The organism is Pedobacter kyonggii (genome assembly GCF_004310665.1).
GTDB lineage: Bacteria > Bacteroidota > Bacteroidia > Sphingobacteriales > Sphingobacteriaceae > Pedobacter > Pedobacter kyonggii.
On the sequence record NZ_SIXF01000004.1, the window covers coordinates 211,889 to 232,430 of the forward strand.

Annotated in this window: 18 protein-coding genes; 10 read left to right on the forward strand and 8 right to left on the reverse strand. The window is 40.8% G+C overall.

Annotated features, from left to right (window positions below):
* Window position 1: 1 nt before the first annotated feature.
* The 6 genes from EYS08_RS06600 (at window position 2) to EYS08_RS06625 (ending at window position 9,435) form a co-directional block, all read left to right on the forward strand.
* Window positions 2-2,014, forward strand: a complete 2,013-nt coding sequence (locus EYS08_RS06600; RefSeq protein WP_131029263.1) for a sialate O-acetylesterase — start codon at window positions 2-4, stop codon at window positions 2,012-2,014.
* Window positions 2,015-2,028: 14 nt separating this feature from the next.
* Window positions 2,029-4,308, forward strand: a complete 2,280-nt coding sequence (locus EYS08_RS06605) for an FAD-dependent oxidoreductase (protein WP_131029264.1) — start codon at window positions 2,029-2,031, stop codon at window positions 4,306-4,308.
* Between the two features lie 22 nt (window positions 4,309-4,330).
* A complete protein-coding gene (locus tag EYS08_RS06610; RefSeq protein WP_244215873.1) occupies window positions 4,331-6,010 on the forward strand; it encodes a sodium:solute symporter family protein in 1,680 nt (559 codons plus the stop codon).
* Between the two features lie 112 nt (window positions 6,011-6,122).
* Window positions 6,123-7,046, forward strand: coding sequence for a DUF4886 domain-containing protein (locus EYS08_RS06615; RefSeq protein ID WP_131029265.1), 924 nt, complete (start codon window positions 6,123-6,125; stop codon window positions 7,044-7,046).
* A gap of 670 nt (window positions 7,047-7,716) precedes the next feature.
* Window positions 7,717-8,316 (forward strand): Crp/Fnr family transcriptional regulator, encoded by a 600-nt coding sequence (locus EYS08_RS06620; RefSeq protein WP_208745800.1) that lies wholly within the window; start codon window positions 7,717-7,719, stop codon window positions 8,314-8,316.
* 117 nt (window positions 8,317-8,433) lie between these two features.
* Entirely contained in the window at window positions 8,434-9,435 is a 1,002-nt protein-coding gene (locus EYS08_RS06625; RefSeq protein ID WP_131029266.1) for an NAD(P)-dependent alcohol dehydrogenase, read from the forward strand.
* A 53-nt stretch (window positions 9,436-9,488) separates the two neighbouring features.
* On the opposite strand, the gene EYS08_RS06630 is transcribed toward EYS08_RS06625, so the two are convergent.
* Complete coding sequence (locus tag EYS08_RS06630; RefSeq protein ID WP_131029267.1) at window positions 9,489-9,872, reverse strand: hypothetical protein; 384 nt, start codon at window positions 9,870-9,872, stop codon at window positions 9,489-9,491.
* Between the two features lie 406 nt (window positions 9,873-10,278).
* Here EYS08_RS06630 and EYS08_RS06635 point away from each other — a divergent pair, with 406 nt between their 5' ends.
* Window positions 10,279-10,671 carry a hypothetical protein gene (locus tag EYS08_RS06635; RefSeq protein WP_131029268.1) on the forward strand — a complete coding sequence of 131 codons (393 nt, stop codon included), beginning with the start codon at window positions 10,279-10,281 and terminating at the stop codon, window positions 10,669-10,671.
* A 205-nt stretch (window positions 10,672-10,876) separates the two neighbouring features.
* Here EYS08_RS06635 and EYS08_RS06640 read toward each other — a convergent pair whose 3' ends face one another.
* The 7 genes from EYS08_RS06640 to EYS08_RS06670 form a co-directional block, all read right to left on the reverse strand.
* Complete coding sequence (locus tag EYS08_RS06640; RefSeq protein WP_131029269.1) at window positions 10,877-11,290, reverse strand: DUF6691 family protein; 414 nt, start codon at window positions 11,288-11,290, stop codon at window positions 10,877-10,879.
* A gap of 9 nt (window positions 11,291-11,299) precedes the next feature.
* Entirely contained in the window at window positions 11,300-11,857 is a 558-nt protein-coding gene (locus tag EYS08_RS06645) for a YeeE/YedE family protein (RefSeq protein WP_131029270.1), read from the reverse strand.
* Window positions 11,858-12,311: 454 nt separating this feature from the next.
* Entirely contained in the window at window positions 12,312-13,730 is a 1,419-nt protein-coding gene (locus EYS08_RS06650) for an MBL fold metallo-hydrolase (RefSeq protein WP_131029271.1), read from the reverse strand.
* Between the two features lie 88 nt (window positions 13,731-13,818).
* Entirely contained in the window at window positions 13,819-14,616 is a 798-nt protein-coding gene (locus EYS08_RS06655) for a sulfite exporter TauE/SafE family protein (protein WP_131029272.1), read from the reverse strand.
* Between the two features lie 132 nt (window positions 14,617-14,748).
* Window positions 14,749-15,390, reverse strand: a complete 642-nt coding sequence (locus tag EYS08_RS06660) for a Crp/Fnr family transcriptional regulator (protein WP_131029273.1) — start codon at window positions 15,388-15,390, stop codon at window positions 14,749-14,751.
* A 471-nt stretch (window positions 15,391-15,861) separates the two neighbouring features.
* Window positions 15,862-16,236 carry a hypothetical protein gene (locus EYS08_RS06665; protein WP_131029274.1) on the reverse strand — a complete coding sequence of 125 codons (375 nt, stop codon included), beginning with the start codon at window positions 16,234-16,236 and terminating at the stop codon, window positions 15,862-15,864.
* Between the two features lie 48 nt (window positions 16,237-16,284).
* Window positions 16,285-16,665, reverse strand: a complete 381-nt coding sequence (locus EYS08_RS06670) for a hypothetical protein (protein ID WP_131029275.1) — start codon at window positions 16,663-16,665, stop codon at window positions 16,285-16,287.
* A gap of 157 nt (window positions 16,666-16,822) precedes the next feature.
* Here EYS08_RS06670 and EYS08_RS06675 point away from each other — a divergent pair, with 157 nt between their 5' ends.
* From EYS08_RS06675 to EYS08_RS06685, 3 genes are all read left to right on the forward strand, one after another.
* Window positions 16,823-17,278 carry a hypothetical protein gene (locus EYS08_RS06675; RefSeq protein ID WP_131029276.1) on the forward strand — a complete coding sequence of 152 codons (456 nt, stop codon included), beginning with the start codon at window positions 16,823-16,825 and terminating at the stop codon, window positions 17,276-17,278.
* A gap of 248 nt (window positions 17,279-17,526) precedes the next feature.
* Window positions 17,527-17,982, forward strand: a complete 456-nt coding sequence (locus EYS08_RS06680; protein WP_131029277.1) for a DinB family protein — start codon at window positions 17,527-17,529, stop codon at window positions 17,980-17,982.
* Between the two features lie 175 nt (window positions 17,983-18,157).
* Window positions 18,158-20,539, forward strand: coding sequence for a cation-translocating P-type ATPase (locus tag EYS08_RS06685; RefSeq protein ID WP_208745801.1), 2,382 nt, complete (start codon window positions 18,158-18,160; stop codon window positions 20,537-20,539).
* Window positions 20,540-20,542: the final 3 nt, after the last annotated feature.

A 20,542-nucleotide genomic window follows, 5' to 3' on the forward strand; every position in this document is an offset into this window, starting at 1 on the left:
AATGAAGTCTTTTTATTATACCAGAGCTCTTGCGTTGTTGTTTACTTTAAGCTTTGTAGCTACGTGCTCAAAAGCGAGTAACATTGTGCGTTTATCTGGGCTGTTTGGCGATGATATGGTATTGCAGCGACAGAAAGCAATCCAATTTTATGGAACAGCGGCGGCTAAAGCAGTATTCGATATTGAATTTGCAGGAAAAAAACAAAAAGTAAAGGCTACTGAAAATGGCAAATGGGAGATTAATTTTCCGGCTATGGAGGCTGGGGGACCATATAAACTAAGTGTAACATCCGACAGCTCCTTCACCCTAAAAAATATCCTGATTGGCGATGTATGGGTATGTTCCGGACAATCCAATATGGAATGGGTATTGAGACGGGCCTTTAATGGGCCTTATGAATTAAAAAAAGCGAACTATAATGACATACGTTTTCTTACTGTTCCCAAAAATGCAGCCTCCTTTGCAGCAGAAGAGATAAAAAATGCTTCATGGAAAACCTGCACTACGGCTAACGCCTGGGAATTTTCTGCTGTGGCCTATTTCTTCGCAAAAACGCTTAACGAACGTTATAAAGTACCCATCGGTATCATACATACTTCATGGGGAGGTACACCGGCCGAATCTTGGATCAGTAATGAGGCCATTTCAACCCATCCTGATTTTAAGCTAAAAGCTGATAGTCTTTTGCAGGCATTTAAAAACGGATCTACAATAGAAGCACTGCAAAAACAGGTATACATGGAGCGCAGTTTTCCATACCTGAAAAAGCTACAGGAAAAAGACAAGGGTTATATCGAAGGCTGGAGCAAAACCCAATACAATGATACCGAATGGAAAACGCTTGTTGTTCCAGGAACTTTGGAACAGCAGGGACTTGGAGATTATAAAGGCAGCATATGGCTGCGTAAACATGTTATTATTCCTACAGCTATGGCTGGTCAGGATTTGACCCTGGTAATGGAAAAACTCAATGAACGCGACATTACCTATTTTAATAGTACAGAAGTAGGCAGGGTTTCTGGTTTCGGTGGGAAAAGGGTATACCGCATCCCAAAGGAAATCATCAACAAAGGAGAAAATATCATTAGCATCAGGTTGGAAGCATTTGATCGCCCGGCAGGTTTTGAAGCAAAAGATGCTTCAATCATCAGGCTTGAGCAGATGGTAGAAACAAACGATCCTACTACCATACCACTTGCAGGAGAATGGAAATATGCCCAGGGACTTGCGGCTGCAGCATATCCGGAACAGCCCAAAGCTGGCGTGAATGTATCGGCACTGCCTTCGGTTTTGTACAATGGCATGATTGCGCCGCTTAAAAAACTGGCCGTGAAGGGTTTTTTATGGTATCAGGGTGAAAATAATGCCGGAAGAGCTTTTCAGTACAGAACTTTATTCCCGCTTTTGATCAGCGACTGGAGAAAACAGTTTAACCAGGGCGATCTCCCTTTTATTTTTACGCAGCTCTCGGGTTACGGACCGATTACCAGTGAGCCTGTTGATCATTTTTGGGCTGAGTTAAGAGAAGCGCAATTGCAAACGCTTTCGGTGCCAAATACAGGTATGGCAGTAACCATTGATGTGGGTGACCCATATGATATCCATCCCCTCAACAAACAGGTAGTTGGCAAACGTTTGGCCGCGCAGGCCATGCGCACGGTTTATGGCGATAAGAATCAGGCAATATCCCCACTTTACGAATCTATGCGGCTGAGCGGTGATAGCATCCGGCTCAAATTTAGCCATACAGGTAAAAATCTGATCAGTAAGGGCGGCATGCCCAAAGGTTTTGCCATCGCAGGCGCAGATAAAAAATTTGTATGGGCAAATGCAAAAATTGATGGCGATGAGATCGTGGTATGGCGCTGGAAAGTAAAACCGGTTGCTGTAAGGTATGCCTGGACCGGCAGTCCGGTAGAAAGTAATGGCGCCAATGTTTTTAATGCAGAGGGATATCCCTTGTCGCCATTCAGAACAGACAATTGGAAAAGTATAACAGAAGGAAAGAAATAATACAGAATATTTTTATGATCACAAATCAAGGAGGCGAAAAGAGGCAGCTGCGATCTAACGAACTCGCGGCAGATCTTGCCATTATAGGCGGCGGGGTATCAGGAACCTGTGCTGCAATTACCGCTGCAAGGCAAGGATTAAAAGTTGTACTGGTGCAGGATAGGCCCGTGCTTGGCGGAAATGCGAGCAGTGAGGTAAGGTTATGGATGCTGGGCGCTACATCACATATGGGAAATAATAACCGCTGGGCCAGGGAAGGTGGTGTTGTGGATGAGCTGATGGTTGAAAATATGTACAGGAACCCCGAAGGAAATCCGTTGATTTTTGATACTGTTTTGCTTGATAAAGTTGTTATAGAGCCAAATATTACCTTATTGCTCAATACCGGGGTATATGATGTAGAGAAATCAGCCGCAGATCAACTGAGCGCCGTAAAAGCCTTTTGCAGTCAGAATTCTACCGAATATATCATACACGCACCACTTTTTTGCGATGCATCAGGAGATGGCATTGTGGCCTTCCTGGCAGGTGCGGCCTTTAGGATGGGAGCAGAGGCCAAAGAAGAATTTGGAGAACAGTTTGCGCCTACAAAAGAATATGGCGAACTGCTTGGCCATAGCCTGTACTTTTACAGTAAGGATACCGGCAAATCCGTAAAATTTGTGGCCCCTTCCTATGCACTGGATGATATTACAAAAATCCCCAGGTTTAAGAATTTTAATGCCAGGGAGTACGGATGTAAACTTTGGTGGCTGGAGTATGGAGGAAGATTGGATACGGTACATGATACCGAAAAAATAAAGTGGGAGCTCTGGAAAGTAGCCTACGGCGCATGGAACTATGTAAAAAACTCAGGCAATTTTCCCGAGGCCGAAAACCTTGCATTAGAATGGGTAGGTACCATACCGGGTAAAAGAGAGAGCCGCCGTTTCGAAGGCGAATACATCATCAAACAACAGGATATCGTTAATCAGCAACTGCATAATGACGCTGTTGCATTCGGTGGCTGGAGCATAGATCTGCACCCTGCAGATGGGGTGTTCAGCGAGAAACCTGGTTGCAATCAATGGCATAGCAAGGGCATTTATCAGATTCCCTACCGCGCTTTGTACAGCCGCAACATCCGGAATCTTTTTCTGGCTGGTAGGATTATCAGTGCAACACATGTTGCCTTTGGCTCTACCAGGGTTATGGCTACTGCTGCCCATGCGGCACAGGCAGTTGCCATGGCAGCGAAGATCTGTAAAGACAAAAATCTGCTGCCAGCTGACATCTATCATAAAGGATTTATACCCGAACTGCAGACTGAGCTGCTACGGAGTGGGCATCACATTCCAGATCTTGTACTCCATGATGCGCTCGACCTTGTGCGCAGTGCGCAGGTTACTGCATCCTCCGAACTGTTGCTGACAGGTCTTCCCGAAAGTGAACTGTTTAAACCACTCGAGTTTTCTGTTGCACAGATGATCCCCTTAAAAGCAGGTGCAATCGGGGCTTTTGTTGTACATGCAGAAGGGGATGCGGCAACGAAGTTGGAAGTAGAGCTTAGGATCAGCAGTAAAAAGAGCAACCATACGCCAGATTTGACCATAGATAAAGTTTCACTGCCAATAAATGTCGGGCGCAATTGCCTGCAGATCAGCTTTGATGCGGAAATGCCCGAAGAAAGTTATGCATTTCTTACTTTTATGAAAAATCCTGATGTTAAACTGCAGTTCTCAGCGAAGCGAGTTACGGGACTATTATCCGTGTTCAACGCCATTAATAAAGATGTATCCAATTATGGAAAACAAAGTCCGCCAGCGGATATAGGAGTAGATGAGTTTGAATTCTGGTGCCCTAAGCGCAGGCCTGAAGGGCAAAATATTGCATTTAACTACGAATCGGGTATCAATGCTTTTGGTGCTGCAAATGTTAACAATGGTATAGATAGACCAGTTTCTGCGCCAAATGCTTGGGTGGCCGACTGGAAAGATAAGAATCCGGCATTAACCATCAGCTGGAAAGAAATCAAGACTGTTAAACGGATCGAGTTGTTATTTGATACTGATTTTGATCATCCGATGGAATCTGTCCTGATGGGCCATCCTGAAAATGTGATGCCGTTTTGCGTTGGGAATTATGTAATCAAAGACGATAAAGGTGCTATTGTTTTTACTAAAACGGGTAATTATCAAAGCAGGAACATCATTGAGCTAACTGAGCCTTTAAATACCAGGAGCCTAACAATATATTTGGAACATCCTTCAGACGAGGTGCCTGCGGCTTTGTTCTCCGTGCGTTGTTATCAATAATATTAAATAGCAGATAAATTAAATGGGAAAATTAGATTTTGTGGTAATGGCTGTTTTTGCCTTACTTATATTCGGTATCGGACTTACATTTACCCGCGTGGGAAGTAAAAGCGGACAGGCCTTCTTCGAAGCCGGAGGAGAAACACCCTGGTGGATCAATGGCTTATCCTTGTTTATCAGCTATTTTTCGGCCGGAACCTTTGTGGTTTGGGGATCTATCGCTTATAAACACGGGCTGGTTGCCAATGCAATACAGTTAACAATGGCCATCAGTGGCTTAATTGTTACCCTTTTTATTGCCGGAAGATGGAAAAAAACAGGTGTTGCAACTGCGGCTGAATACATTGGCAAACGGTTTGGCGCGGCCGAAAAACAGTTTTATACCTATATGACCTTGCTGCTGAGCCTTTTTACCACTGCAGCTGTACTGTATCCGGTTGGTAAAATGGTGCATGTAACTACCCCATACTCACTGGAAACCTGCATTATTGTGATCGGGTTGATCATTGTGGTATATACCGCTGCTGGCGGATTATGGGCGGTTTTAGTGACTGACGTAGTTCAGTTTGTAATACTTACAGCCGCGGTACTGATTGTAATCCCTATTGCCTTTTCCCAGATCGGCGGACCGGCAAACCTTGTGGCAAAAGCGCCGCCGCATTTTTTTGAGCCTTTTAACCAGGACTATACCTTTGGGTTTATGCTGGCTTTTATTGTATATCAGACGTTTTATATCGGCGGTAACTGGTCATACGTGCAACGTTATACCAGTGTGTCTAACCAAAAAAACTCAAAAAAGGTAGCAGGCATATTTACGATACTGTATTTTGTAAGCCCTTTTATCTGGATGATCCCACCGATGATTTACCGGGTGATCAATCCAAATCTCCAGGGACTGGAAAGTGAGGATGCATACATGATGTTGATCCAAAAAGTAATGCCGGCAGGTTTGATAGGGCTTGTGCTGGCCGGAATGGTTTCTGCTACATCAAGTAAGGCCAATACAACGATTAATATGGCCTCGACCGTTTTTGCGCAGGATATTTATAAAAACCTGCTCAGGCCGAAAGCTTCAGAAAAAGAAGTGATCTGGATGGCCCGGTTCTTTACCTTGGTTTTTGGCGTACTAACAATCGTTGTTGCCATTTGGATACCAAGTGCCGGGGGAATTGTTGAAGTGGTTTTAAGTACAGCCTCTATTGCAGGGGGAGCATTGTTTGCGCCGATCATCTGGACGCTTTTTTCTAAACGTCAAACCGGATTTTCAGTCGTTACCGCTACCGTAGCATCATTGCTGATCAACCTGTTCTTTAAGGTGATTATGCCGAGTGTCTGGGGCTTAAAGCTCGACCGTACCATGGAAACCTGCATGGGGATGGGCATTCCAATAGCGGTTCTTTTGTTTTTTGAAATATATTATACTGTCAAGGGGCATATTTCCATTAAGGTAGAAGAAATGGAGCAGGAAAAAGAGCTTAGCGCGGAGCGGGTTGTGGATCCCGCCCTTCATATTGAGGCTGCAAAACAAAATAAATTCGGGATAGGTGTTATTGCACTTTCAATGGGTATTGTGGGGATAGGCATCGGAATACTTGGATATATCGCAAAGGATTTTTCAATCACCGTTATGGCTGTTGGCGGCCTAATCCTCATATCGGCAGGGTTAATATGGCGGGTAGCCAGTAAAAAGTTGGTTGTTTAATGCAAACAGTACAGAAATTTATGGAGTGGGTGCTTTTTTACGATCAAGAGTAAAACCCTATAAATACATGAAAGCCCATCCAAAGGCGAGGTAAAAACAAAAACATATTACGATGATACAATTCTTTTTAAAGTACAAAGGCAGTAGATTATTCATTTTTTTGCTTGTTTTTAGTCTTAATGCTTTCAGTCAAAGCAATAACAATACATTACACTTATTTGTAATTGGAAATAGTTTTTCGCAAAATGCGACCACTTTTCTGCCTCAAATGGCCAAAGAAACGGGTAAAAATTTAATTATTGGTAGGGCAGAACTTGGTGGTCATTCTTTGGAGCAACATTGGGGTTATGTAGAAAAATTTGAAAAGGATTCAACCGATGTTAAAGGAAAGCCATACGGAGGCAAATCGTTGAAAATGTTATTGTCGCAAGGTACCTGGGATGTAGTAACCATTCAGCAATATTCATACCTTTCCGGCGATTCATCAAGCTACAATCCATACGCGAAAAAACTTGTAGATTATATTAAAAAGCTTCAACCAAATGCAGAAATCGTGATTCACCAAACTTGGGCTTACCGTGCTGATGCAAAGAAATTTGGGAAGGTTGGGCCAGGGCAATTGGCTAAAAACCAGTTGGAAATGTGGCAAAAATCTTGTGAAGCATACCGCAAACTGGCAAAACAGTTTAATGCCAGGCTTTTACCTGTTGGCGATGCGTTTGAAGAAGTGGCGACCAATAAAAAATATGGCTATAAAAAGGATACAGCTTTCGATTTTGAACATCCTGTTGCATCCAATTTGCCTGATCAAACTCATTCTATCAATGTGGGCTATTTTTGGAACAAACAAGAATTAGCCTTTGATCCAAACCATGCGAATGATGCGGGTAAATATTTAGGCGGTTTGATTTGGTACGGGATACTTTTTAAAGATTCCCCGAAAAAAATAGGATTTAAACCCGCATCTGTTTCAGATGATTTTAAAAGCTATCTGCTTGAGGTTGCGAATAAGGTTATAAAGATTTCCAAAAACTGAGGTCGATAAATTGCTCGTTCGACAAACTCATAGATAAGTGAATACGAAATTCCTATAGCAAAATTGAATTGCTTCATATTTAGTAAATTTCCAATTTCTGAGCTCTGCTATAAAACGTTTATTTTCATAATGCCATAACTTTTTGTTGCTATTCTTGGGGGGTGATATATTCAGGAAACGAGAATAAGAGCGAGGTCTAAGTAAAAACTCGATCAAGTTACCAAAATGACAGAAAATAAAACCTTTAGGGCAATTACTCTTCGGAAATTTTAGAAAATCCGCCTATTTCAATTAATTTTTCCACAAGATAGTTTGAATTACGCACTGCAACGGCACCTTTGCCCTTTATGATGTGTTAAAGGACTTTTTTAGAAGATTTTTAGATCTTTCAAAAGCACAAATGGATGCCGATTTGAGGGAACAAAATGCCTATATCCTATGTAACCTTTTAGAATTTATAGTGTCTAAATTGTAAGAATTTAATATTATTACAATTTAATAACTAAACAACCTTTGTCAATATCAACTTATTTTAGAAATGCCTGCAATTTCCGCCAGTCCTTCTTCTACATTATTTACAATTTGTTTATAATATTAATCTTTAGTAATATATCATCAGCAATCAGAGCGTATTAAATTTTCATCTTGAACTAATTTTAATAATAAAAGCATGAAATTTAAAAATAGAGATATGGACCAAATTCTCCTCAATTTTTTAGCAAAGTACATACTACTTTCTGAAGAGGAAAAAAATATCATAATTGATTTGGCTTTTTTTACAAGTTTTAAAAAAGGAACAATTTTATTAAAAGAGGGCCAGCTATCAAAAGACAGTTATTTCGTAGTTAAAGGATGTATTAGATGTTATTACATAGTTGATGGGGAAGAAAAAACTACTGCCTTTTACAGCGAGGCCGAATCCCTTACCCCTCCATGCGCCCTAACCAACAAACCTTCTGAATATTATATTTCTTGTTTAGAAGATTCTGTACTTTCAACAGGTGATGCTGAGCCAGATGAAGAACTTTTCAAGAAATTTCCGAAATTGGAAAAACTTTGCCGCATTTTATCAGAAGACCTTCATTCAAAAAGTCAAATTGCTTTTGACAATTTCAAGATATCCAGCCCGGAGCAACGCTACTCACATCTATTGGAAACAAGGCCAGATTTGGTTCAGAGAATACCTCAATATTATTTGGCAAGTTATTTAGGGATTACGCCACAATCATTAAGCAGAATGCGAAATAGGTTGGTAAAAAAAGTATCATAAAAGCAATGACATCAATTTTAAAAATTCATTTATTAACTTAAGTGAACAAACTAATAATTTCAACAACCTTATTTTTGTCTAAACAAAATTGGATCTCCAGATTAAAGACACATAAGAATGAAAGCAATAGTTTACAAAAAATATGGTCCACCAAATGTTGCAGAACTAACAGATGTAGTAAAACCTATACCTAAAGAAAACGAAGTGTTGGTCAGAGTCTATGCCTCAACAGTAAACCGGACAGATGCCGGACTTAGAAGTGCTCAATATTTTATTTCACGTTTTTTTACTGGATTGATGAGGCCAAAAAATCAGATTTTAGGATGTGAGTTTGCAGGTTGTATAGAACAAATTGGTGATAAGGTCACCTTGTTCAAAATTGGAGATAGGGTTTTCGGGTTTAAGGATAACGGCGCTGGCGGTCATGCTGAATTTCTGACCATTAAAGAAACAGATGCCATTGGGACAATCCCCAAGGAATTAAGTTACCTGGAGGGGGCACCAATAACCGAGGGAGCTCATTATGCACTTAATAATATCAGGGCAGCAACGGTAAAAGAGGGACAAAATGTATTGGTAAATGGTGCAACAGGTGCCATAGGGTCTGCGGCAGTTCAGTTATTAAAATATTACGGTGCAACAGTAACTGCAGTTTGTAATTCAAAAAACAAAGAATTGGTAAAATCTTTAGGTGCAGATTTTATAATAGGCTATGAAACCTCAGATTTTACGAAAACTGATAAGAAGTTCGATTTCATCTTTGATGCAGTGGGAAAAAGTTCATTTCAAAAATGCAAACCATTGCTTTGCAAAAAAGGCGTCTATATCTCAACCGAATTGGGAAAGTATTCTGCAAATATTTTTTTAGCACTGATAACGCCAATTTTTAAGAAAAAAAAAGTACTGTTTCCATTACCAGTGATGAATAAAGAAATTATACAACTTTTAAGTAACCTGGTTGAACACGGAAAGTTTATTCCCCTGATAGATAGGGTATACAAAATGCCACAAATAGTAGAGGCTTACACTTATGTAGAATCTAAGCAGAAACTTGGGAATGTAGTGTTGAAAATAGCGGAAAATACTAATAAAAATGACTTAGGACTAATAGCGACTTAAGATTTTTTAAGCGAAAAGGTACTATCTTTATTTAGGCTGTTAAAGTGATTGTATTAATTAATCTGCTTTTTGAAATAGTAAAAAAATTCAAAACCGTAATTAATTTCACGTGCCAATGTACCTGCGAGTTCCCAACCATCTTCGCCCATTAATTCCAATCCCTCATCTCTATATTTAGATTGTGAAACAGATTTTTTTAATAGATCTGATACTGTTTTCCCATTCACGCTTAGTGTAGCTTTGCCAGTAATAACCTGGTACAACATTTCGGCATAAACAAATTTTGGTTTTTCTGCCAAATCTAATACTGCAGTCTGTTCAATCTCATTAATACTAATTATACTAAATATTTTTTCTGAGCTAAAAGCCGCTTTGCTTTTAGCCATAGAGAGGGAAGATGATGATAGAAGCAATACAAGTGCTATCGGTAGTTTCATTTTGTTTATCATTTTATAAAAATTTAGCGTTATGGTAATTAATTTTTTGAATGTGAAATGTTGAAATTGTAAATTTCCTTTTGTTGTAGTGGGGATAATTACATGATCAAAATTATCAGAATAGATTGCTTTAGAAGTTAACTTTAGTTAATAAATTATTGTTTTGATGCTTTATTTGATTGTCATCTCACTCGTAGTATATTGTCAAAAGGTAGAAAACCAATCTGAAAATTGAACAAAGGAATCACCTAAATCTATTGCTGAGAAACGTTATCTAAATTTAATACAAAAAAACTGAAACCGCCATCTTTAGAATTACCTAACATTCTCATTTCTTAACTTAAGTTAATTGATTTTGCTTCTTGTCATTTCTATTTTTGTCAAGTACTTACATTAGCCAATTAAAATGAAAAATTTATTAAGTTTATTATTTATCGCGTGCATTTCTATAACGGCACAAGCGCAAAACTTACCAGAATTCAATAACAAACCTGCTTATTCAGATCCTAAAACGAAGCAATTAATAGAGTTGGAAAAATCACAAGATAATACCATGGCAAAGGCAAAAGGAATATTTAAGGCTGAGGGTGGTTTTTCATTAAACGGAATTTCTTCTTCAGTTAAACTTCCTAAACAGGATGAATTAAAATTTATAGTAAAAATCACCCCTGGTGAAGACCCAACATCTATTTTTGATTTAGCTCAATTTGAAGTGAGAAAAGATCAACGACTTTTAATTACCACCGTAGCAAAAGCAACCAGCACTCAACTTCCTTTGCAAAAATCACTTATGAAGTAAAAAAAATTAAAGATGGGTACTATTATCTCATTGTAAGAAACTTGGACAAAGGAGAATATTTTTTTGGCTCAAAAGATTTTATGTTTGCTTTTGCCATTCAATAAGTTAACGAACTATAGGGAAATGTTGTATTATTCCCTTTGCAATTCTCTGGACGTTTGTGATCCATTACCGTAGTAAGTTTTGTCATAGGCTAGTTAATATATTAATGAGGCAACTTGTTTTTCGCCACTCCGTACAAATACGTTCCCAGAAGCGCGCCCAGGATGACCACCGCCATGCCGGCATAACCGCTTCCCAGATTAACAAACATAGGCCCCGGACAGGCGCCGGTGAGTGCCCAGCCCAGGCCGAAAATGGCGCCTCCGATCAGGTATTTGCGATATGCCTTATCCTTATTGAGAAACACGATTGGGTTTCCGGCAATATCCTTAATCTTGAATTTTTTAATTGAGTATACAGCGATAACGCCAAGCAGGACTGCAGTACCGATAATGCCGTACATGTGGAAAGACTGGAAACGGAACATTTCCTGTATCCTGTACCAGGAAACCGCTTCAGATTTAGTCATAATGATCCCAAAAAATGTCCCGGCTATTATATATTTGATGAATTTCATATTTTTTGTTTAGAAGATGAACGGCATAAGCAGGAAGGTCATGATGAGGCCTCCTATAAAAAAACCGATTACGGCAATCAGTGATGGTATCTGTAAATTTGAAAGCCCTGATATGGCGTGGCCTGAGGTACAGCCACCGGCATAGCGGGAGCCAAAGCCTACAAGCAGTCCTCCGAAAAGCAGGATAACCAGAGTCTTGAAATCTTTCATGGCCTCAAGCGAGAATAGATCAGATGGGTTCAGGCCACCGTCAAACTTGACGCCTAGTTGTTTAAGGTCCGCTATTGTTGCTGCCGAAAGTTGCAGTGGGGCCGGTTCGTTCAGGAAATTGGTAGCGATAAACCCGCCCAAAACTGAACCTAGCAGGAACATCAGGTTCCAGATCTGATCTTTCCACCTAAAATCGAAAAATTTTACTCTTTTTCCTGCTCCCGCCAAGCTGCACATGGTGCGCAGGTTAGACGAAAAGCCAAACGACTTGCCAAAAAAAAGCAGGATAAGCATGATCATTGCGATCATTGTACCCGAAAAATACCAGGGCCAGGGCTGTTTGATGAAATCAATCATGGTGTTTTAAATGAAATGTAAGTATGGCTATTTTTGTTTTTAATAAAAAAATATATCTGTGTGCTCAAAGAAAAGTGTTTTCTTGGTCACTTCTGCAAAATACAATAGGTTTTGTTTTTTTTCAAGGTTCCCTTCGGATGATAAAAACGAAGGACTTAAAAAATCAGCATGCAAAGCTGCCCCCAATGAGCCACTATTATGTTCTGCTGTCGTCCTTACATCCAATAATATATTATCCCTGTTTTTTTTAAATTCGTTTTAAAGTGATAACCATCAAGGTCATATTCACTTTTTGAAAAAAAACTGCCCAACATCTTTACTGTTTTATCCATTTTTTTCTCGGATCTTATCGGTCCTAATTTTTTTAAACTGCAAAACAGAAAATCCTGCGTGTGCTGCATTGGGCTAATGTGCCTTTTCCCAGTGTAATTTTTTATCATTCGTCATATCCGTATTATTTTATGGTACTGGGACAAACAAATGCTGTAATGGGAATATTTCCATTTTCTTTGATTGCCTTAAAACCTCCAGCTACATCTATCAGTTTGTTGTATCCGCGAGAACGCATAATGGAGTTGAATATTACAGAACGATAACCGCCGGCACAGTGAACGAAGTAGGTTTTGTTCTTATCAATGCGGTTAAAATTCTCGTTAATGTAATCCAGTGGAAGATTAATGGCTTCTTCTACATGTTCGCTCAAAAACTCATTTGCTTTTCTAACATCCAGGATGGTTATCTGTGCTGTTTCCATCATTTCGGCCATTTTTTCTGCAGAAATGGATTTTATCTCGTCGGTTTCTTTACCTGCGTTTTTCCAAGCGGTAAAGCCACCTTCTAAATAACCAACTGCGCCATCAAATCCTACTCTGGATAACCTGGTCAGCACTTCCTCATTTCTGCCTTCATCAGTTACGAGTAAAATAGGCTGGTTGATATCAGGGATTAATGTTCCTACCCATGGCGCAAAGTTTCCATCTATGCCGATATTGATCGAATTTGGGATAAAGCCTTTTACAAAAACCTGAGGATCTCTGGTATCTAAAATGACGGCTCCGGTTTCATTTGCTAGGTGCTCAAAAGCATCTGGATTCAGGGCATGCATGCCTCTTTCCATCACCTTGTCCAAACTATCATAGCCATGAATGTTCATCATCACGTTTTTGGGGAAATAAGCAGGAGGCGGGAGCAGACCATCGGTTACCTCTTTGATAAACTCATCTTTGGACATATCTGCCCGTAAAGCATAATTGTTCTTTTTTTGATTTCCCAAAAGATCTGTTGTTTCTTTGCTCATGTTCTTTCCGCAGGCACTCCCTGCTCCATGAGCAGGATAAATGATAATGTCATCGCTCAAAGGCATGATTTTATTGCGCAGAGAATCAAATAGATATCCTGCAAGCATTTCGCTTGTTAGCTCGCTAACAAGTTTCTGTGCCAGATCGGGCCTGCCGACATCGCCTATAAAAAGTGTATCTCCAGAGAAAAGCGCAGTTTCTTTGCCTTGTTCGTCGCTTACCAAAAAACAGGTGCTCTCCATCGTGTGCCCTGGTGTGTGCAGCACTTTGATCTTTGCGCCACCAAGCTGTAGGATCTCTCCGTCTTCTGCGGCATAAAACTCGAAATCTGGTTTTGCATCTGGCCCATACACAATTTTTGCACCGCTTTCTTTGGCAAGATCCAGGTGCCCGGATACAAAGTCTGCATGGAAATGTGTTTCGAGTACATATTTGATTTTTGCACCGCTCTTTTCGGCACGCTGAAGGTATGGTCTTACCTCACGGAGTGGATCTACTATAGCGGCCTCTCCATTACTTTCGATGTAATAGGCACCCTGTGCCAGACATCCGGTATAAATCTGTTCTATAATCATGATGATCAAATTAATATTTCAAAATTAGCGCTTTACGGTATTGTCATCGGTGACTTTTGTCACACAGCTCAGTTTTTTGTTTTGGATTTTATTTCAGCACAATCTCTTTGAGAATGATGTAGCAACCCATTACGAGTACAAACCATCCAAAGCCTTTCTTCAGCTTTCCTCCATCTATTTTTTTACTGATCATGCCGCCCAAAATAATGCCGGCAATGGCTACTGTGGTAATTTTGGCCAAAAAAAGCCAATCGATGGGGAAATGTCCGAGATCGCCGGTAAATCCAATAAGTGAGTTGAGGGCTATAATGAAAAGTGATGTTCCAACGGCCTCCTTCATGGATAAGCCTACTAGAATAACCAAGGTAGGAATGAGCAGAAAACCACCCCCAGCACCTAAAAATCCAGTTGCCAGGCCGATGGCAATACCATAAAACAATAGTTTTGCGAGCTTAAGCTTTGGCCTTTCTCTTTCCGCAGAAGTTTCATCCTTTGCGCCCCTGATCATTGCAATAGCTGCTGCCACCATAAGGACTGCAAAGAGCGCCATCATCAGCATGTTCTCACTAAGCTCAAAATTTCCGATCTTCAAGATAGTCTTGGGGATGAGGGGTATAATTAGCTTTCGGGTTAAAAAGACAGTTGAGATTGATGCGCTGCCGAACAATAACGCTGTTTTGATATTGACAAGGCCCCGTTTAAAATTTCCAACTGTACCGGCCAAACTGGTAGAACCGACAATAAACAATGAGTAGGAGGTTGCCAGTAGGGGGTTAACACCAAAAAGGTAAACCAATACAGGCATCGTTAATATAGATCCCCCACCGCCGATCAGGCCAAGGGAGATGCCGATCAGGGCAGAGGCAACATAGGCAATGATTTCCATTTTTTGTTATTTTTTTAACAAAATTCGGATTCTCATGCGTTGATGTCGGTGACTTTTGTCACACTGCATGTTTTTTTAAAAAATTATGAAGTGGATTGTAGGTATCCTAGTAGAACATTAAATAAAGGTTTTTTAAGATAGATATGCAATGTAATTCCGGTGCATTTTGATTGCCCCGGCCTGCTCCATTTTTTTGAGCAGCCTGGAGATTACCTCTCTTGAGGTATTCAAATCGGATGCAATCTCGCTATGGGTAAGCTGCAGTTCCTTCGTATTTAAATCGGTAGCTTGTTTTTTTAGGTAGAAAGCCAGCCGCTCATCCATTGCCTTAAAGGCAATGTTGTCGATTACAAAAAGGAGTTCTTCAAAGCGCATGCGGTAGGTTTCGATCACGAAGTAATACCAGGTTTTATAATCTCGCATCAGCTGATCCATCAGTGAGATGGGAATCATTAATACTTTGGTTTGTTCAATGGCTTTGGCCATTACCTGACTGGTTTCCTGTTTGGTAGCACAGATCATGGAAAGGGCGCATGCATTTCCAGGTTGAAGATAGTACATGAAAAATTCCTGCCCGTCTTCTCCCTCCCTGTACAGCTTTACCATTCCCTCTACGATAAGCACCGTCGAGCGCATATTCTGCCCGGTCTGCATCAGCATTTCTCCTCCCTCGAAATCCCTTAGCTTAGCACTTTCTATAAGTTTGCGCTTAAGTGCCGGCTCGAATTGAGGGAAGAGTCGCTCGATATATTCAGATATTATCGCGTGATTCATTTTTGCTATTTTGGATTTTAAATATAGTTATACTAATGTCTCGCACCAAAATTTCTGCCCATGTAATCAAGGATCTTAAACTCTGCGTATAATAATTTTGGCATCTCATGGGGCATTGTGCTGGCCAGTACCGGTTCGATATATTCTTCCGAAGCCTTATCTTTCCATAAGTTTCTTGCTCTCCGGCCAGTTCATTTTCACAGGTAATCCAAGTGGTGATTTTTTTACTGCCTACCGTTAAGGAGCCGTGACCGCTTCGCTGAAGGATCAGGAAGATATAGCCGTTCTGCTTTGGTAGGGAGACAATATGCTTGTTCTTTGCAATATTATAAACCAATCATAAGCTTTATTTTGACAAGAATATAGTTTTTGTAATGCGCATATAGATTTTTTCAAATGTTTTTTAAGGTCGGATCGGCATAGCGATATTCAAGTTAAATTTGCCGCTTGATGCCGGATTTTGCAAATATATTAAAGAAGGTTCTTCTGGTAGTGGTAAGTTCTTTCGGCAGGTTTTATAGTCAATTTATTACTGATTCTCCTGTTGAGTTTCAGCAGGGCTAAAGCACTTTTTATCTGCAGGTTTTGCTGGATATTATCAAGCTCTCCTAAAAGGTATACCGTATCATTGTCAACCTTCACTACGACTTTTTTTCCATTCAGGATTATTCGTTCCTCAAGCGCTTTCACCACCAAGGCTCTTATTTGAGCATTATCCTGGATTTTTTTCCGATGGGTATCCTTCCTTTGAAAATCGATCCTTTTATTTCCGCTGTTGCCCGGCGTATTTCGCTCATGCTTTATCCCCCAAGGTTTTAATTGATCTTCATCGGTATCTGTTTTCATTATCATTTAGTTTTGAAATGTTCTTGAGTTCAGCCTGTTTAAAGTGCATTACATCCATTTAGCTGCAAACTGATAAAATTCAATCTTCATCTCCCTGAACAGCCTTTCCTCATTCAGGAACTGTTCATTCAAACGATAGTTTTCCAACATCAGTGAATCATCTAAAAAACCTGAATTTGCACTGACCTTACCTGAAATGGCATGCAGGTTATCCTTAAGTAAACTTCTGATCTCGCTGATTTGCTCCTTATGGATAATAATCAGGTTTTGAAAGTGCTCTACCTGAATAGAGACCTCTAAACCTGTATTTGCCGATCTGATTTCTTCAAGGCGTTCCTGGAAAATATTTAGTTCTTCACTGTATAATGCAAGTGCCCGTAGTGCATCACTGTGTACATTAGAAATATGCTTAATGCTGATCTGTTTCATGTTGACAATATCGAAACAGATTTAGAAAGGAAGAATGATTTACATCATCAGCGTTTATGATTTAAATGTTTTAGAGCCAGTTTAAATTTTTATTATAAATATAAATTGCCTTTTGCTGTCACACTGAGGGTTAATTAATTGTTTAAAATCAATATGAGTGACGTACAATTGTTTTCTCTTATCCTACGGCGCGGTCTTGCCTCGGCTCACCGCCGCCGAAGGGCTCTTTCTTTTTGGTATCAAAAAGACCAGCGCAGCTAGCTTGAATGCCATTGAAAACATAAAGATCCATGAAAAAACAAAAAAATGCCGGCTGAAAATTTATTCATTTGTGTTATTGTTTTCAGCTGCATTCATGAGGGCTTCGCCGTTTTCTTTTGAAAGCAGTTGTGCGGCCAGAACAGTGCAGCCCGAAAAATTTGTTAGGCCGGATTTAAATGGAACGGGGGATACGGTGCTATGGCCTAGCATGGTGGAAATGCATAGTGCCGCAAATATCTTATTAGTAAGCAATTGCAAAATAACGTCAATGGTAGCGGAGTCGAAGTGCTTTATTAATGCGCTGAAATGGTCTTTAACTACGCTCTCCACAGGAGTCCTTTGGACAGACTGACATACGAAATAATTTTATTTAATTTTTAAACAGGCTCTTACTTTTTTTTTGATAAAGCCTAATTGCGAATTCATCTCAGGCCCTGGCAGGGTTTTTTGCTTCCCCGCTGCTTAAACTTAAAACAGGTTTGCCAAAGGTATTAACCCGGATCATCTCCAGCGGTGACAGCAATCATGGCTTATCAGCCTCGCAGGACTTAAATTTGATTGAAAGTCAGCAAGGATGAAAACCAAAAAAAAACAGATAATTTGAAAACCCACTCGCAATTACTCCTTGAGCTCTGGCAGGAGGCCAGGACCAGGTTAACCAATCAGTTGACGGAGCTTACCACCGAAGATCTAAAAAAAACATTGTCCCCATCACCAAATTCTGTGGGTTTCTTATTGCGCCACATTGCTGAGGTAGAACTTTTGTTTGCAAAGAATGTATTTAAAGCCCCAGGGATAACCGTACACGCTGCGACCCTGATCGCCAAACATGATACTGGTGAATGGAATAACCTTACCGCATTAAAGGACTTTCTTGGCTATGCTTTTGAAAGCCTAAAAGAAATAATCGAACTTCAGACTGAGGACTATTGGGAACAATCCGTTACGACAGTAGAATTTGGAATAAAAACCAGGGCAGAGGCTTTAGGGCGAATCGCATCACATACTGCCTATCATTCCGGGCAGCTGGCAATGGTGTTAAAATATGGAAAATGAGTTTTATAGCCATGAAATTATTCGGCTTTCTTGTAATATACCGCCTCATAAGGAATGGGTAAATCAATAATCAGCTCCCTGATATGGGGAAATTAAGTGCAAGATTTTTTAAAATCCCTGTGTCATCCAGGCAAATGCTTCAACAGATTTAAATACTGAAAATTAAACAGAAAATATGAACTGGTACCGATTGGGCATAGAAGAAATATTTGAATTATTGGAAACAGGTAAAAAGGGACTAAGTTCAGTTAACGCTGAAGAAAAATTATCCCTTCTTGGGTTAAATGAACTTTCAGCAGGCAAAAAGAACGGTGCCTGGAGAATTTTGCTCGCTCAGTTCAAAGATGTAATGATATTGGTCTTACTTGCGGCAGCTATTATTTCCGGAATTATCGGAGACCTCACCGATACCATTGTTATCCTGGTAATTGTGATCCTCAATGCCCTGATAGGGTTTTTTCAGGAATACCGGGCAGAAAAAGCAATGCTGGCATTAAAGCATATGGCCCTTACTCAGGCCAAGGTGCTAAGGGATGGAAAGCCGGTTTGGCTCCCTGCAACGCTGTTGGTTCCCGGCGACCTTGTGCTGCTGGAGGCGGGCTGTGCTGTTCCGGCAGATGTGCGCATCGTCTCCTCGGTAAACATCAGGGTTGAGGAGGCCGCCCTGACCGGCGAATCCGATGCTGTGGACAAGGTCAGCCATCCTTTGATTCAGGATGGATTGGCCTTGGGTGATCAGATTAATATGGCATTCAAAGGGACTTTTGTTGCATACGGCCGCGCAAAGGCTGTGGTGGTTGCAACCGGCATGGAAACTGAACTTGGCCGTATCGCAGCCATGCTGCAGCAAGACGAACCCCCAACTCCCTTACAGCAGCGAATGGCCGCTTTCGGCAAAAAACTCTCTCTGCTGGTGTTGTTTTTATGCGTAGCCTTCTTTCTTGCTGGATGGTTCAGGGGTGAAAATACCGTTAAGATGGTACTCACCAGTATCTCCCTCGCTGTTGCTGCTATTCCTGAGGCATTGCCTGCGGTGATCACTATTTCTCTCGCTCTCGCTGCAAAAAGAATGATACGATTTAACTGTCTTATCAAAAAATTACCGGCCGTAGAGACCCTGGGCGCCGTTAGCTTTATCTGCACAGACAAAACCGGTACGCTCACCAAAAATAAAATGTATGTAGAGGAGATTTTTATAAACGGGCAGTCTTATCCTCCTGGTGCCCTGCCCGCTATCAGGGAGAACGACAATATCGGTTTATTGTTACAAGCATTTGCGCTCAACAATGATGCCCTGTTGGCTGATGATAATAGTATTATAGGCGATAGTACAGAAGTTGCCTTAATGGCGGTAGCAACAGGGTATAATATCAAAGGCAGCATTTGGCCACGCTTAGCGGAAATCGCTTTTGATGCGGACCGTAAACTGATGACCACCTTTCATCATGATGGTGAAAGAATTGTTTCTTTCACCAAAGGTGCGCCTGATGTTTTATTGCCGCTATGTAGAGGTATCGATCAGTTAAGGTTGCAGGAGCAGGTCGATCTTATGGCAAGAAAGGGTGACCGTATCATGGGATTTGCTTACCGTTACTGGAATGCATTGCCCGAAAAGCCCGGTAGTGCGGTACATGAAAGAGACCTGCATTTTTTAGGTTTGACAGGTATTATAGATCCGCCGCGGGAGGAGGTATTTGAAGCGGTAAGGGAATGTAAGGCTGCAGGTATCGTGCCGATCATGATCACTGGTGACCATCCGCTTACAGCAAGTACCATTGCTGAGCGCATCGGTATTCTCGATTCCAGTAAGGATATTACCATTACCGGTCAGCAGCTCTCGGCAATGAACAATGAACAGTTGCTTGAAAAAATAGAAACGATCAAGGTTTATGCACGGGTTTCCCCCGAACAAAAATTAAGGATAGTAAAAACCCTTCAGCAAAAAGGACATTATGTAGCAATGACGGGCGATGGGGTAAATGATGCCCCTTCTTTGAAAAGAGCAAACATAGGTATCGCTATGGGCATTACAGGTACCGATGTCTCTAAAGAGGCAGCCCATATGATCTTGCTGGACGATAACTTTTCAACAATCATCAAGGCCATACGTGAGGGCAGGAAAATTTATGACAACATTCTTAAGTTTATCAAATACCTGATGACCACAAACTCTAGCGAGCTATTGGTTCTGTTATTAGGCCCCCTTTTGGGCATGCCCATTGCCTTGTTGCCCATACATATTCTATGGATAAATCTGGTCTCAGATGGTTTGCCCGCAGTTTCGCTTTCTTTTGAAAAAGCTGAAAAAAATATTATGAAAAGACCGCCCAGGCCTGCCCAGGAAAGTGTTTTTGGCAATGGGAGAGGTTTGCACATGATATGGGTTGGAGTACTTATGGCCGCCATCTCCTTAGCAGCACAACGATGGGCGATAAGTCAGGGCCTTCATTGGCAAACAATCGTATTCAACGTTTTATGCCTGAGCCAGATGGGACACGTACTTGCCATCCGCTCAGAATATCAATCCTTCTTTAAGATAGGTTTTTTTTTCGAATAAACC